The following is a 14,987-nucleotide window of genomic DNA, read 5'->3' as shown; positions in this document are numbered from 1 at the left end:
AACACACAAAGATAGGACAGAACCGACTTGCGGCGACGCGTCCGCAAAGATCGTCCCCAATAAAATCAAATACTTGACTTCATGGCCTCAAAACAATCGAGGCTAGCGCGCCAGTAACTACCGCGCGCGTCTAGCCGAACGTGGTATCGAGAAACATCATCGCCGCCAGCCCGATCATCAACCCGGTGCTTACCTTGCCGCCGCCGTTGATTCGGGCATGCGCGTCCGGGATGATGTCCGACGCGACGACATAGATCATCGCCCCCGCCGCCAGCCCCAGCCCCCAGGGCAGGAAGGCCTGCGCGACCGCGACGATGCTCACGCCGATCAGTCCGGCCACCGGCTCGACCAGTCCCGACCCCGCCGCGATCAGCGCCGCCGGCATCCGCGCATAACCGATCGAAGTCAGCGCCACCGCGACCGCCAGCCCCTCCGGAATATTCTGCAGCCCGATGCCGAGCGCGGTCACTCGTCCCGCGTCGAAATCGCCGCCGCCGAAGCTCACGCCCACCGCCATCCCTTCGGGGAAATTGTGCAGCGTCACCGCCGCGACGAACAGCCAGATCCGCCGCACCGATGTGCTCGCGGCAATGCCCGGCGGGCCTAGCCCGAGCTTGTCGAGCGGCGGCACCCAGTCGTTCAATTTGGCGATGACGAAGGCGCCGAGCAGCACCGCCGCGACGACGGTGATCGAAGCCGCCGCCTGGCTCGCGCCCTGTTGCCGGGCCACTTCGATCGCGGGAAGGATCAGCGAGAAGAAGCTCGCCGCCAGCATCACCCCCGCCGCGAAGCCGAGCAGCAGATTCTGCTGCTGGTCGCTCGGCTGGCGCATGAACAGCACGGGAATCGCGCCCAGCCCGGTCGCCATCCCGGCGCACAGGCTGCAGAGTGCGCCGGCGGCGACGATAGCATCCATCGTTTCGTTCACGAGGCCTGCGCCTCCCTCTCCGCCGGCAGCGTATCAGCAACCCGCCGTCACGGCGCGGGTTCCTCGCCGCCGGCGATGGGCACATGGAAAAGGGCCGCGACGGTGTTTCCGCCGCGGCCCCCTTCCCCCCTAAATCAGGTTCAGAACTTGACTTCGACGCCCATCGTGAAGCTGCGTCCGCGCGGATCGGCGACGCGCGGTTCCCACGAACCGCCCGCGCCGGTGTTGCCGTCATAGGTGATCGCGAAGGGCGGATCGGTGTCGAACAGGTTGCGCACGCCCGCCGTCAGCTTGAAGTTCGGCGAGAGCCCCGTGTAGCTCATCGACAGATTGTAGATGATATAGTCCTTCACGAACGCATTATATTCGGGCCGCGTCACCGTCCCCGCCGCGATTCCGGGCAGCGCGCCGTTCCGATAGCCCTTGCGGAAGATCTGGCTCAGCGAGAGGCTGATGTCGTCGTTCGAATAGCTGACGAACGCATTGTGCTTCCAACGCACGCCCAGATCGCCGGCGAAGCTGAACACCCCGATCAGGCTCGGACCATATTGCGCGGTCGGCGTCAGCTTCTCGCGCTTCTTGAGCAGCAATGTGCCATCGAGACCCGCCGAGATGCGGCTGCCCCCGCCGAACTCGTGTCCGGCGCGCAGCGATACTTCCAGGCCCTGTGTGCGGCGCGAACCCGCGTTGATCCAGCGCTGGTCGATGCCGAAAATGGGCCCGCTGCCTTCGGGTTCACGCAGGAAGCGCTCGGGAAACAGCGCGGCGTTGTCGATCAGTTGCCGCAAGGTGAGCGTCTGGATCGTGTTGTCGACATTGATCATCCACCAGTCGACCGAGGCGCTGAACAACGGCGCCGGCTGGATGACGATGCCCGCGCTGAGCTGTTCGGCCGTTTCGGGTCCCAGTTCGCGATTACCGCCGGTAAAAATGGTCGGGCGGATCTGATCGCAGGGCGTGCCGGTGCCGACTGGGGCAGTCGGAACGCCGCCGGGGCAACGCACCGGATCGGCGATGTCGCTGCCCAGATAGGGCGCTTCGGTGAGCCCATTGAAGATCTGGTTGAACGAAGGCACGCGGAACCCGGTATTGTACGATCCGCGGAACATGATCTGGTCGATCGGGCGGAACTTGACCGAGACCTTCGGATTGGTCGTGGATCCGAACCCGGTATATTCGTCGATACGGACGGCGCCGGTGATCTCGAAACCGGGGAACAGCGGGACGAGCACTTCGGCATAGGCAGCCTTCACGGTGCGGTTCTTCGGAGTCAGCGCGTTGACGTTGTCGAACGCGGCGAGGAAGATCACCGGCGCGGCTGCCGCCGCCGCGTCCGATCCGTTGAACGAATAGGTCTCCTTGCGTACGTCCACGCCCGCGGCCATCTGCACGTTGCCGCCCCAGATCGGGAACAGCGATCCCGAGACCGAGACGTCGAACTGCTTCACTTCATACTGGCCGCCATACAAGGTCGCGCCATAAGCCGAGACCGATTCCAGCGCCGCGAGGCCCTCGGGAGTCTGGGTCGTGCTGAACGGATTGATCAGGCCGCTGTTCATCAGGCCGACCAGGCCGCGAGCGGGCTGTCCATTGATCGGCGCCGCACCGGCGACGATGGGGGCATTGAGATCGAAATCGCCATTGCTCAGCGTGCCGCGATAATAATAGCCGGTGCCGAGCACCGACGAGGACTCGCTCTTCGCATAGGACGCGCCGGCACGATAATCCCAGTCGCCCACCCCGAACATCGGTCCCTCGACGCCGAAGGCGGCGCGGATGGTCTTGGTGTTGGTCACATATTCGCGCGTACCGCAGGCGATGCACCGCCAGCGATAGGCGATCGGCAGGCCGTAGCGGCCGTTGAGCGCCGCCGCTTGTGCGGGGAAGGCCGCGCGGATCGCGTTGAACACGCTGTTATAGGTCGCCGCGGTCAGGCTGTTGAGCGGATAGGCGATCGCCAAATTGGTGGTGTTGGCGGTGAGCTGCGCGTTCGAGAAGCGCTTGGCCGAAGTCGCGTCCGAGCCCGTGATCTCGAACGACATCTGATGCCCCATGCCCAGATTCACCACGCCGCGGCCATAATAGGTCAGCGTGTTGATCGGCTGCTGGAGCACCGCGGCGCGGCCGGTGTCCCAGGCGCAGGCATAATAAGCCGAGGGCGTGTTCCACAGTGCCTCGTCATAGGGCAGCCCGCCGTCCATCGACTCGCAGCCGGCGCCACCGGGAAGGTCGAGGATGTTGATGCCGCCCGCCGCCGCATTGGCGCCGTTGGGCGCGGTCAACGTGATCGACCCGGCTGGGCGCGGAGTGCCGGTCGGAATCGTCCCAAGCAGCGTGCCGTTGTTCGTGATGCTGTTCGGCCGCGTATTGGCGCCGATGTTGAACGCCGTCGCGATCGGCGTGCCGCGGGTGTCGATCGAAAGCCCGCGATCGGGCTGGTAGCCGTTGACGAACGGGCGATCCTCGCCGCGCAGCGCCCGGTTCCAGCTATAGGCGACCGCGCCCATCACGTTGAAGCCGTCTTCCTCGAGATCGCCATAGCCGGCGATGCCCGAGAGCCGGTAGATGTTTCCGCCGCCGGCTTCGGTCACGTCGGTGAAGGCGTTGAAGCCGAGGCCCTGATAGTCCTTCCGGGTGATGAAGTTGATCACGCCGCCCACCGCGTCGGTGCCGTAGATCGCCGATGCGCCGTCCTTGAGCACTTCGACGCGCTCGATCGCGGCGAAGGGGATCTGGTTGACGTCGACCGCACCGCCGGTGAGGCCGTGCGCGGCGACGCGGCGGCCGTTGAGCAGCACCAGAGTCGCAGCGCTGCCCTGCCCGCGCAGATTCGCCGCCGAAAGCCCGTTGGTGCCGCGCTGGGCACCGCTGGTCACGTCGGCATTCGAGGCGAGGTTGTCCGCGCCGGTGCCGTTGGTCGACAGGAACATGATCAGCTGCTCGGGGCTGCTGATGCCGTTGCGCTGGATCTCCTGCGTGGTGAGGATCTGCAGCGGCAGTGCCGAATTGTTCGGATCCTGCCGGATGCGCGAACCGGTGACGAGGATCTCGTTGTTGCGGCCGCCCGGTTCCTGCTCGGTGCTTTGGTCGGCATCCGAAACCGGCAGCGCCGCGCCGGTCGGCGTCGCCGCCTCGGGAGTCGACTGCTCGGTCGTCTGCGCGAAGGCGGGCACCGCACCCGCAAGCGCGGCAAACGCCGTCCCCGAAACAAGAAGATTCTTGAACGACGTGATACCAGCCATGTGATTGTGCCCCCGTTGCCCCGCCTGCCCACGGCGGAACCGGGGCATTAAGTAACAAGAATGTTGCACCGCGCCATAGTTTTTGTTCGCTCAACCATAGCCTTGGGGCATGCTGTACCGGGAGAGCGGCATGCATGCGGCACCATCGCCATTGACTGCCGCAAGGCACCGGGCAAGCCTGTGCCCCGGCCGCTTCCCGGGGACGCAACATGATGCAACATTCGCTGCAATATCGATCGGCCGTCGCTTTTGGCTGAGGCGGTCGCGGCCGACGCGCACGGCATTCCCCGCGGCTTCCCGCGCATGGCGCTCTACGTGCTGCTCGGCTTCTCCGCCGGGCTCCCCTTCTACATGTTCTCGACTGTGCTCAGCGTCCGGCTCGCCGATCACGGCGTGGTGCTCGCGGTCATCGGCTTCTTCGCCTGGGTGCAGTTGCTCCCGACCTTCAAGTTCCTTTGGGCGCCCCTGCTCGACAGATACGACGTGCCCGGCTTCGCGCGCTTCTTCGGCAAGAGGCGCGGCTGGATCATGCTGTCGCAGCTCGGCGTCTTCACCTCGATGGTGGCGATGGCAGTGTTTTCGGACGATGCCAGCCTGCCGCTCACGGCATTGTTCGCGGTGCTCCTCGCTTTCTGGACGACGACGCTCGAAGTTGCCGCCGATGCCTGGCGCATCGAGCTCGCCCCGACGCCTGAAGAACAGGGCCCGGTCGCCGCATCGAACCTCTGGGGCTATCGCACCGCGATGGTCGCGGCGGGGAGCGGCGCTTTGCTCTTCGCCGATGCAGCGGGCAGCATCTCGGCCTCGCTGCGCAGCATCGGGATCGAGCCGGGCTGGACGGCCTCGTACCTGCTGATCGCCGCGGGCGCTGCCGTGCCGCTGCCGATCCTCGCACTCCTGCCGCGCGCGCCGGGCTGCGGCGGCGGACGCCTCGCCTCGCTGGCGATCGGCCTGATCACCGCCGCGGGGATATTGCTCGCGCTGGCAGCGGGAACCGCGGCGGTCGGCTGGGTGATCCTGAGTGCCGCATCGGGGATCGGCATCAGCGCCGACACCAATGTCCTTCCCTGGGTGCTCGGCATCGCGATGCTGCCCTTCATCCTCCTCGCTTTGGCCCTTCCCTGGATCCGCGACGCCGCACCCGATTCCCCGGTCCGCGCCTCCACTGCGGTGGGACCGTATGCCGATTTCTTCTGGCGCTACGGCTATATTGCGATCCCCATCCTGGCCTTCGTCTCGGCCTATCGAATGGGCGACGTGCTCGCGCTCAATCTGTCCAAGCCGATGATCCTCGCTTTGGGCTACACCAAGACGCAGATCGGCTGGGCCGATGGCGCCGTGGCGCTCGGATCGAGCATCATCGGCGTCGGTCTCGGCGGCTGGATGGTGACCAAGTGGCGCTGGGGGATAACGCTGAGCGTCGGCGCGTTCTTCGCGGCTTTGGGCAATTTCGGCTTCGTCTGGCTGGCGCACATGCCGGTCGATCAGAACACGCTCTACTTCGCCACCGCCGCCGACCAGTTCGGCAACGGCATGGCTGGGGCGGTGTTCGTGGTCTATCTCTCGATGCTGGTGAATCCGCGCTTCCCCGGCGCGCAATATGCCTTCCTCTCGGGCTTCGCCTTCCTGCTCGCGCGGCTGCTCGCCGGCGCGGGCGGATCGATCGTCACCAAGCTCGACAAGGCCGGATATAACGGCTTCGACATGTTCTTCCTCGCCTCGGGCGTGATCAGCCTCGCCGCCCTGCTGTTCCTGCCGCTGCTGGCGAATGCGAAGCCACGCCCCGATGACCGTCCGGTGGAGCCCGCATGATCGACGCCGCCTTCGCTCCCGCCCTTGCCTCGGTCGCCGACGGCCGCATCCCCAGCGCGACGCTCGGCATGGTCGCCGCCGACGGCCGCCGCTGGGTCCGCTACGCGGGCAAGGCAGCTTTGGTGCCCGAACCCGAGGACCTGACCGAGGACCATTGGTTCGACCTTGCCTCGGTCTCCAAGGTCATCGCCACCACCACGATGATCCTGCGCCTTGCCGATCAGGGCAGGCTCGATCTCGACGCCCCGCTCACCACCGCGATTCCCGACCTGCGCCAATATGACGTTGCCAACGCTGCCGAGCGCAAGCTGACCTTCCGCGATTGCCTCGCGCACCGAACCTTCTTCCCCGCGGTCGAGCCGATATACACCTATGGCGACGACCCCGCCCGCCTCCGCGCCTTCGTCCTCCAGCGCGAATGGCGTCACGGCCCGCCGGTCTATTCGGACATCAACTTTATCCTGCTCGGCATCGCGATCGAGCGGATCACCGGCCAGCCGCTCGGCGCGTGGCCGCTTGGCGAAGGCCTCGGCTTCGGTCCGCCCCCCGGCCCCGCCGTTGCCACCGAGCACTGCATGTGGCGCGGCCGCGTGCTCAAGGGCGAAGTGCATGACGAGAACTGCTTCGCGATGGGCGGGCAGACGGGCCATGCCGGGCTGTTCGGCACCGTCGCCGGCGTGCTCGACTTCGCCCGCGGGCTTCTGGACGGCAGCGGCGCCAGCCCCGCGATGCTCGAAGCGGTCCGCACGCCGCAATATGAGCACCGCACCTGCGGCTGGGAGCGGAAATTCCAGGGCTGGTCGGGCGGCCAGGCGTGCTCGGACGAGACGATCGGCCATACCGGCTTCACCGGCACCGGCCTGTGGGTCGATTTCGAGCGCGGCCTCGCCTGGACCCTGCTCACCAACCGTGTCCACCCCACCCGGCATCGCGAGAGCGGCATCTTCCAGCTACGGCCGGAGACGGGCGACGCCCTCATCGCGGCATGGGATCGGGAAGCCTAGGCCGTATCGCCTTTCGGGTTCCCCTCCCTGCAAGGGAGGGGTTAGGGGTGGGTAAGGAAAGCCGGGCTCGATGCCCGGTCTTTCCTTCTTTTTCCGAACCGTTCGATGGGCTCGCTACGCTCGCACCCACCCCCTGCCCCTCCCTTGCAGGGAGGGGAGTTGCGCGGCTGAAGTCGATACGCCCTAAGGGGCCCGCCGCTCCAGCGCCTCGACCAGGTCCTTCGTTTCCTTCAGCCCGAGATGCGTCGCGTCGCGCGCGATCTTGATCGCCTGGATCTTGCGGCCCGCGGCCAGCTGTGCGCGAACCTGCCGCTCGACTTCAGGCGGCAGCGTCGCGACCGGCACCGGGTTCGTGCCGCGATAAGCCCGCGGCGGCGCCCCGCCCATCAGCGGATCGCGCCTTCGCCCCGCCCGCGCGATCATCGCGATCAGCACGAGGATCAGGACGCCGGCGGCGATCAGGATGGGAATGGGAACGAACATCTTGCCTCCTGCGCGGGTCGGTGAACCCTAATTCGCCTCCGCCACCAGCACCAGCGCGGCATCGATGAACTTCGTCGCGCTCGCATCGGCGGGAACGTCGTTGGCGAAGGACGAGAAGGTCAGCATCTTCCCGTTCTTCGCGATCAGATAGCCCGACAGCGCATTGGTAGCGTTGATCGTCCCCGTCTTGGCGAAGACCTTGCCCTCCAGCAATGTCCCCTTGAACCGCCGCGCCAGCGTGCCGTCGACGCCGCCGATCGGCAGCGACGCGCGCCATGCGGCGCCCCAGGGCTGGGCCGCGATCCAGCGGAGCATCTGCACCGTCCCGCGCGGCGCGGCGCGGTTGTAGGTCGACATGCCTGAACCATCGGACAGGTCCCAGGCAGTGCGCGGCACGCCCGCGGTATCGAGCATCGCGCGGACCTCGATCATCCCGTCGGCGATCGATCCGCCGCCGCGCTTCAGGCCCACCCGGCGCAGCAGCAATTCGGCGTGGAGGTTCTGGCTCTCCTTGTTGATCCGGACCACGTCCTCGGCGAGCGGCGGCGGCGTCAGCCTGGCGAGCGCCGGCTGCACCGGCGGCCGCGCGGCGGGTGCGCCGTTGCGCGCATCGGGATCGTCGTCCGGCATCGGCGCCCGGTGGCGCGCCGCGACGTCGCCCGTCACCTTCACGCCCCGCGCCTCGAGCAGGGCCCTGAATCGCCACGCCGCATAATGCGCCGGATCGTCGATGCCGACGCGCAGTGGATCGGGTTTCGCGTCGACGCCGATCGTGCCGGTCAGCCGCAGCACAGTGCCGTTGGGCGCGCGGTCATAGCCGATCTTCCGCTCGGACCCGGCCACCGTCACCATGCGGTTGTCGACGCTGTAATAAGGCAGCGGCAGCGCGACCCCCGGCCGCGCGCCGACTGCGCCGGGTGTCACGTCGATCACCAGCTCGTTGTCGTCGAGCGTCAGTGCCGAAATCCCCGTGCCGTAGCGGCTCGGAATGTTGTTCCAGCTCATCCCCGGGCTCCAGCGCTGGTCGGGAAACGCCGTGTCGTCGCCGACGACATTGCGCACGTGCCTGGTCTTCGCCGCCACCGCGTCCGCCAGCGTGGCGAGGCAATCCACCGTGCAATCCGCCGCGCTGGAGAGCCGCGCATCGCCATGCCCCTCGAGGATGACGTCCTGTCCCTCGATCCGCACCGCCGCGCCGCCCGCCGCGTCGGGCTGGTCGAGCCCGGTCAGCGAGGCATAGGCCGCGGCGGTAGTGAACATCTTGGTGTTCGACGCCGGCATGAACCGACCGTCGGGATTGACCGCGACGATCTCCTTGTCGTCGGCGTCGGTCACCACCAGCCCGAAGCGCGTCCCCGTCGCCGCCTCGCCGAGCTTCGCCTCGACACGCTGCTGCAGGCTCGCTTGCGCAAGCGCGGGCGTGGCGACGAGGAGGAGCGGGAGCAGCAGCGATCGTTTCATGTGCGAAAGCCTAAAGCGAAACCGCGCGCGGGCAAATGTCCAGCGCGAAACAGGGCATAACCGCGCGGCATCGCGTCCCCCTCCCCCGCTTCGCGAGGGAGGATCGTCACGCGTAATCCTTCGCCCGATAGATTTCTTCGTCGAGCTCGTTTTCCCAGCGCGCCACCGTCGTCGCCACCACCAAATTCGCGCTCGCGCTCGGCACCGTGCGGGTCATGTCGAGCAGCCGATCGAACGGCAGCACGAAACCCACCACCAGCGCGGTGTGCTCGGGCGGCACGCCGACCGCCGAGAGCACCGCGGCGAGCATGAACAAAGACGCCGACGGCACCGGCGCGGTCCCGAATGCGGCGAGCGCGCCGGTCAGCAGCACCATGCCATAGACTTGCGGGCTCAGCGGGGTGCCGAACGCCTGCAGCGCGAACATGCTGAGCAGGCCGACATACATCGCCGTGCCGTCCTTGCCGATGCTCGCGCCGAGCGGCAGCACCGTCGAGAATACCGGCCGCGCCACGCCCAGATTCTTCTCCGCCACGCGCATCGCCACCGGCAAAGTGGCGGAACTCGACGCAGTCGAGAAGGCGACGACCAGCGCGTCGATGATCCCACGGAAGAAGGGCAGCAGCGGCAGCCTCGCGAACAGCTTCAGGATCAGGCTGTGCACCACCACGATCTGGATCAGGCTGCCGAGCACCACTGCCAATGCCAGCCACCCGACATTGACGAACACCGCCGCGCCGTTCGCCGCCACGGCGTTGGCGATCAGCGCGAACACGCCGAAGGGCGTCGCCTCCATCACGATGCCGACGACCTTGAGCAGCACTGCCGACGTCGCCTGCAGCAATGCCGCAAAGGGCTTGCCCGGCTCGCCCGCCACCACCGTGCCGACTCCGATCAGGATCGCGACGAAGATCAAGGCGAGCATGTCGCCCTTGGCGAGCGCCTCGAAGATATTGAGCGGAATGATCCCGATCAGCTGCTGGTACGGCGTCACGGGATCGCCCAGCGCGTGCGGCGCCGCGGTGCCGAGCGGCGCACCCACCCCCGGCTGGACCAAAGTGGCGACCAGCATCCCCACCGACACTGCGATCGCCGTGGTCAGTGCGAACAGCCCGATCGTCCGTCCGCCCAGCCCGCTTAATCGCCTGGGATCGGCGAGCGAAGTGATCCCCGCCGCGATCGTCACCAGCACGATCGGCGCGACGAGCATCCGGATCGCGCGGACGAACAGATCGCCCATGAACTGGACGTAGGGCGTGCCCTGCGGCCAGACGAACGCGAAGACCAGCCCCAACGCCAACGCGCCGAGCACGCGCTTCCAGAGCGCGGTGGCGAACCAGCGGCTCAGCATTTCTTGCTCCCCTCCCTGCTCGCAGGGAGGGGTTGGGGGTGGGTGCGCGCGTCTGCGCGCCCAAAAAGACTCTTCGCCAAGCACAAAAGCGCCGAGCAGGGCATCGAGCCCTGCCCGACGCTGGACCCACCCCTTGATCCCCTCCCTTGCAGGGAGGGGAGAATTGCGGAGTCGAGCATCAACGGCACGTCCCGGCGGTCGGCTTGTGCGCCAGCGCGCGGCCCGCGGCCTTGCCGGTCAGCGCGCCGTTGTCGACTGCGACCACGCCGTTGACCACCACCGTCCGCACGCCCTGGGCCGTCAGCTTGGGCTGCTCATAGGTCGCCCGCGCCGCATAGGTCTCGGGGTCGAACACCACCACGTCAGCGAAGGCCCCCACGCGCAGATGCCCGCGCCCGCTCAGTTCGAAGGTATCGGCGGTCAGCGCCGAACTCCGCTCGACGAACTGGCGCAGCGTGATCGCCCGCTCCGCCTTCGTGTACTTCGCATATTTCCGCGCGAAGCTGCCATAAACGCGCGGATGCCCGCCCGACGCGTCCGAGCTCGTCATCACCCAGGGCTGCTGCATGAAGCGCGTGATATCGGCCTCGCTCTGGTTGAACGAGACCACGCCCGGATCGTCGATGCGGATCACCGTGATCGCCGCGTTGACCGGATCCTGCCCCAGCGCCTTCGCGACATCGGCCAGCGTGCGATTGGCGTATTTCCCCTCGACGATCAGCAATTTGTCCGCGCCGCCACGCTTCCGCAGATTCTCGGTAATCCCGCTGCGCAGTTTCTCCGCCAGCGCAGGATCGTCGAAGCGCCTGAGCAGCGCCGGCCGTCCGCCATCCTGCGCCCAGAGCGGCATCAGCGATGCGACCAGGCTCGTGCCGCTCGCCGACCACGGATATTGGTCGGCAGTCACCTTCTGCCCCGCACGGCGCGCCGCCTCCACTTTGGCGATGATCGCCGGGGCCTGGCCCTGCACATCGACGCCGAGCGCCTTGATATGCGCGATATGCGACGGCAGGCCGCCCTGCTTGCCGATCGCGATCGCCTCGTCGATCGCCGCGGCGAGCCCGACGGTATAGCTGGATTCGTCGCGGATATGGCTGTCATAGACGCCGCCGCGCTTCCCCGCTTCGCGCGCGAGCGCCACCACTTCGTCGGTCTTCGCGAAGCTCTGCGGCGCATAGAACAAGCCCGTAGAGAGGCCCAATGCGCCCTGGCACATCGCGTTCGCCACCAGCGTCTTCATCTGGCCGAGCTCGGCGGCGGTCGGCACGCGATCCGCTTCGCCCACCACCTTCTCGCGCACTGCGCCGAAGCCGACATAAGCGGCATAGTTGATCCCCACCGGCTTGCTCGCGGCGCTGCCCAGCACCTTGGCGACATCGGGGCTGCCGCCGCCGTCATTGCCGATGAACGCAGTGGTCACGCCCTGCATCAGGAAAGCGGGCACCAGCCGCTTCGCCGCGTCGTCGGAAGTCAGGTCGCCGCCCATATGGGTATGCGGATCGATGAACCCCGGCGCGACGATCATGCCCTTGGCGTCGATCACGCGTGCGGCGGTCACATCGGCGTGGCGGCTCACCGAGACGATCCTGTCGCCGCTGATCGCGACATCGCCGACAAAGGGTTCGGCCGAGCCGGTATAGATCGTGCCGCCGCGGATCAGCAGGTCCACTTTCTGCGGAGCGGGCGATGCCGCTCCCAAAGTGAGGGCCGCGATTCCGGACAGCAGCGCGACCTTCATATCGTTCCCCAAAATCCCTGCTGCGGCGGCCAGAGCCAGCCGGCCTCGTCGCGCACCCCGCCGGGGCGATCCTCCATGAGCCAGATCGGACCGTCAAGGTCGACGAAATCGGACATCCGCGCCACGTGCAGCGCCGGTGCGATCGACAGCGACGAGCTGACCATGCAGCCGGTCATCAGCCCCAGCCCGCGCGCCCGCGCCGCTTCGGCCAGCGCCAGCGCCTCGGTCAGCCCGCCCGATTTGTCGAGCTTGACGTTCACCACCTGATAGCGCCGCGCGACCGTGTCGAGATCGGCGGCGACATGCACCGATTCATCCGCGCAGATCGGCACGTCAGGTGAGAAATTCTCGAGCCATTCGTCGGCCTCCGCAGGCACCGGCTGCTCGAGCAGATCGACCCTCAGCACCACCAGCACGCTCTGCATCGCGCGCACCAGTTGCTGATCCCAGCTCTCGTTTGGATCGACGATCAGCTTCGCGTTCGGCGCGGCATTGCGCACCGCGCGGATCTGCGCGTCGGGGATCGTCGCATCGACCTTGACCTTGATCAGCGGTGCGTCGGCGATCTTGCTCGCCGCGACGGCCATCGCCATCGGCGTGTCGATGCCGATCGTCAGGGCGCTGACCAGCCTGCCCGGTTCGGGCGCACCGATCTTCGCGGCGACGCTGCGTCCACCCAGCCGCGCCTCGAGGTCCCACAAGGCGCAATCCACTGCGTTGCGCGCCGCGCCGGCGCCGAGCAGGTCCAGCAATTGCGCGCGGTCGGCGCCACCCTCGATTGCGTCGCGAACGTCGTCGATTGCGGCAAGCGCGCTCTCGATGCTCTCGCCGTACCGGGCATAAGGCACGCCTTCGCCGCGGCCGACCACGCCTCCCTGCTCCAGCTCCACCGTGACCACCTCCGCCTGCGTCTTGACGCCGCGGGAGATCCGGAAGGGCTGGCTCAGTGGGAAGCTATCGTGCTGCGCGCGGAGGGTGCGGGACATAATAGTTCGTCGAGGACGGCATCGACGCCGAAGGCGATCGGATCGGTGCAGGGCAGGCCGTGCCGGTCCTCGATCCGCGCGCACAATGCCTTGGCTTCGGCCGCGTCCATCGCGGAGGTATTGAGGCAGATGCCCACCGTGCGGACGTTCGGGCTGGTCAGCCGCGCGACAGTCAGGTTCATCTCGATGCACTCGCCCAGTTCGGGCAGCGCGCGGCCGGGAATGCCGCGCATGTGGAGCCGGTTCGGATCGTGGCACATCACCAGCGCCTCCGCCTGGGCGCCGTGGAGCAGCCCGGTCGAGACTCCGGCGAAGCTCGGATGGAACAGCGAGCCCTGGCCCTCGATCAGGTCCCAGCCGTCATCGTCGCGTGCGGGTGCGAGCTGCTCGATCCCGCCCGAGATGAAGTCGGCGACCACGGCGTCGATCGGCACGCCGCCGCCGGCGATCAGGATGCCGGTCTGGCCGGTGGCGCGGAAATCGGCCTTGATCCCGCGCGCCTGCATGCCCTGCGCCAGCGCCAGCGTGGTGTACATCTTGCCGACCGAGCAATCGGTGCCGACGGTCAGCAGCCGGCGGCCGGCCCTTTTATATCCGTTGCCGACCTTCAGGTCCGCGGGCGGATCGCGCACGTCGAACAGCTGGAGCCCCTTCTCCTTCGCGAGCGCCGCCAGCCGCGGCTGGTCGCGCAGCCGCTGGTGGAGCCCCGAGGCGACGTTCATCCCCGCCTCGAGCGCCGCCGCGGCGTCGTCGACCAGGTCGCGACCCAGCGTCCCGCCCGAATTCGCAATGCCGAGCACGAGGGTCTTTGCGCCGGCCGCGGCACCCTCGGCGATCGTCATGCGAGGGATGTGGAGAGTCAGAGGACAATCATCGTAACGGAATTCGCCGACGCAATCGTCCGGACGGAAGGCGGCCAACCCACGCGAGGTCTTGATGCCGACGGCGTCGGTGCTGTGGCCGAGATAGAGCAAATAGGGAGCGGGGATCATCACGGCCCTTCCGTATCGCGCGTGCCCAAAAGTCTGCGCATAACGTCTGGCGCGCGCGGCATAGCCCGTTGTTATGGCCCCGCCGGGCTCCGGATCATGCAACGTCGATCACGCTCCGCAGCGTCTTGAGGAAATCGGTCGCCAGCGCCGTGAGCGGCCGATTGTGCAGGTACATCGCATGAACGCCGAAGGTGATCGGCGGTTTCAGCGGCCGCATCGCCAGCCCCGGCGCGAGCGAGGCCTGCGCCGTGAAGCTGTCGACCACGGTCATCCCCACGCCCTGCTGCACCAGTGCGGCGGCGATGTAGAAGGTCCGCGCGAGGATCACGTCGTCGAGGACGATGCCCTGGCGCTGGACCTCCTGCGTGAACAGCTGCCCCATCGGCCCGCTGGTCGCGAGGCTGATGAAGCGGTGCCCCTTCAGGCAGCTCATGTCGCAGCGCGGCGGCGCGTCGGGCATGTCCTGCTCGCGATAGAAGACCACCAATTCGCCTTCGCCCAGCGGCTTGTGGTCGATCGGCGCGGCAGGGGGCACTTCATAGGCGATCGCGATATCGGTCTCGCGTTCGAACAGCTTCCGCAGCAGATCGTCGTGGTGCACGGTCTGGAGGTCGAACTTGACGTTCTCGTGCGTCTTCAGGAACTGCGCCACCGCCGTGGGCAGCGCCTGCAGCGCAAGGCTCGGCAGCGCAGAGACCCGCAGCATCCCGCCCGATCCGCGGCGCAGATTCTTGCCCGCCTCGCGCAGGGCGTAGACCCGGTCCTGGATCTCCGAGACTTCGGTGAACAGGGTGTGCGCATCCTCGGTCGGCACCAGCCGGCCGTTGGTCCGCTGGAACAGCTGGAAGCCGAGCAGGGATTCGGCGTGGCGCAGCATCTTCGACACCGAAGGTTGCGACACGTTGAGCGCGCGCGCCGCGCCGCTGACCGATCCGTTCACATAGACGGCGTGGAAGATCTCGATATGCCGCAAGTTCATGGGTGGGGAGA

11 protein-coding genes are annotated in these 14,987 nt (G+C 67.4%); 2 read left to right on the top strand and 9 right to left on the bottom strand.

Annotated features, from left to right (window positions below):
- Positions 1 to 130: 130 nt before the first annotated feature.
- On the bottom strand, positions 131 to 928 hold the full coding sequence (locus ASE13_RS13900; RefSeq protein WP_235536984.1) for a ZIP family metal transporter: 798 nt from the start codon (positions 926 to 928) through the stop codon (positions 131 to 133).
- A gap of 140 nt (positions 929 to 1,068) precedes the next feature.
- A complete protein-coding gene (locus tag ASE13_RS13895; protein ID WP_056616896.1) occupies positions 1,069 to 4,170 on the bottom strand; it encodes a TonB-dependent receptor domain-containing protein in 3,102 nt (1,033 codons plus the stop codon).
- A 249-nt stretch (positions 4,171 to 4,419) separates the two neighbouring features.
- On the opposite strand from ASE13_RS13895, the gene ASE13_RS13890 reads away from it, so the two are divergent.
- Positions 4,420 to 5,982 (top strand): permease, encoded by a 1,563-nt coding sequence (locus ASE13_RS13890; protein ID WP_235536983.1) that lies wholly within the window; start codon positions 4,420 to 4,422, stop codon positions 5,980 to 5,982.
- Positions 5,979 to 6,986: a serine hydrolase domain-containing protein gene (locus tag ASE13_RS13885; RefSeq protein WP_056616893.1), complete on the top strand. Its 1,008-nt coding sequence runs from the start codon at positions 5,979 to 5,981 to the stop codon at positions 6,984 to 6,986. The genes ASE13_RS13890 and ASE13_RS13885 overlap by 4 nt, the downstream gene beginning before the upstream one ends.
- Before the next feature lie 183 nt (positions 6,987 to 7,169).
- Here the strand turns inward: ASE13_RS13885 and ASE13_RS13880 are convergent, their stop codons facing one another.
- The 7 genes from ASE13_RS13880 to ASE13_RS13850 all read right to left on the bottom strand — a co-directional run bounded on the left by ASE13_RS13880 (position 7,170) and on the right by ASE13_RS13850 (position 14,976).
- On the bottom strand, positions 7,170 to 7,469 hold the full coding sequence (locus ASE13_RS13880) for a ribosomal protein L7/L12 (protein ID WP_056616891.1): 300 nt from the start codon (positions 7,467 to 7,469) through the stop codon (positions 7,170 to 7,172).
- Positions 7,470 to 7,496: 27 nt separating this feature from the next.
- The gene (gene dacB / locus ASE13_RS13875; protein WP_056616889.1) at positions 7,497 to 8,930 is read right to left on the bottom strand and encodes a D-alanyl-D-alanine carboxypeptidase/D-alanyl-D-alanine-endopeptidase; all 1,434 of its coding nucleotides are present in this window, start codon (positions 8,928 to 8,930) and stop codon (positions 7,497 to 7,499) included.
- Positions 8,931 to 9,036: 106 nt separating this feature from the next.
- Positions 9,037 to 10,281, bottom strand: coding sequence for a dicarboxylate/amino acid:cation symporter (locus tag ASE13_RS13870; protein ID WP_056616886.1), 1,245 nt, complete (start codon positions 10,279 to 10,281; stop codon positions 9,037 to 9,039).
- Positions 10,282 to 10,459: 178 nt separating this feature from the next.
- A complete protein-coding gene (locus ASE13_RS13865) occupies positions 10,460 to 12,019 on the bottom strand; it encodes an N-acyl-D-amino-acid deacylase family protein (protein WP_056616882.1) in 1,560 nt (519 codons plus the stop codon).
- On the bottom strand, positions 12,016 to 13,005 hold the full coding sequence (gene dgcA / locus ASE13_RS13860) for an N-acetyl-D-Glu racemase DgcA (RefSeq protein WP_056616879.1): 990 nt from the start codon (positions 13,003 to 13,005) through the stop codon (positions 12,016 to 12,018). Before dgcA ends, ASE13_RS13865 begins: the two co-directional genes overlap by 4 nt.
- On the bottom strand, positions 12,963 to 13,997 hold the full coding sequence (gene dgcN / locus ASE13_RS13855; protein WP_200955714.1) for an N-acetyltransferase DgcN: 1,035 nt from the start codon (positions 13,995 to 13,997) through the stop codon (positions 12,963 to 12,965). Before dgcN ends, dgcA begins: the two co-directional genes overlap by 43 nt.
- A gap of 94 nt (positions 13,998 to 14,091) precedes the next feature.
- Positions 14,092 to 14,976, bottom strand: a complete 885-nt coding sequence (locus tag ASE13_RS13850) for a LysR family transcriptional regulator (protein WP_056616873.1) — start codon at positions 14,974 to 14,976, stop codon at positions 14,092 to 14,094.
- Positions 14,977 to 14,987 lie beyond the last annotated feature (11 nt).

This window comes from Sphingomonas sp. Root241, from assembly GCF_001428865.1.
Lineage (GTDB): Bacteria > Pseudomonadota > Alphaproteobacteria > Sphingomonadales > Sphingomonadaceae > Sphingomonas.
This window is presented reverse-complemented; position numbering and strand designations above follow the sequence as displayed.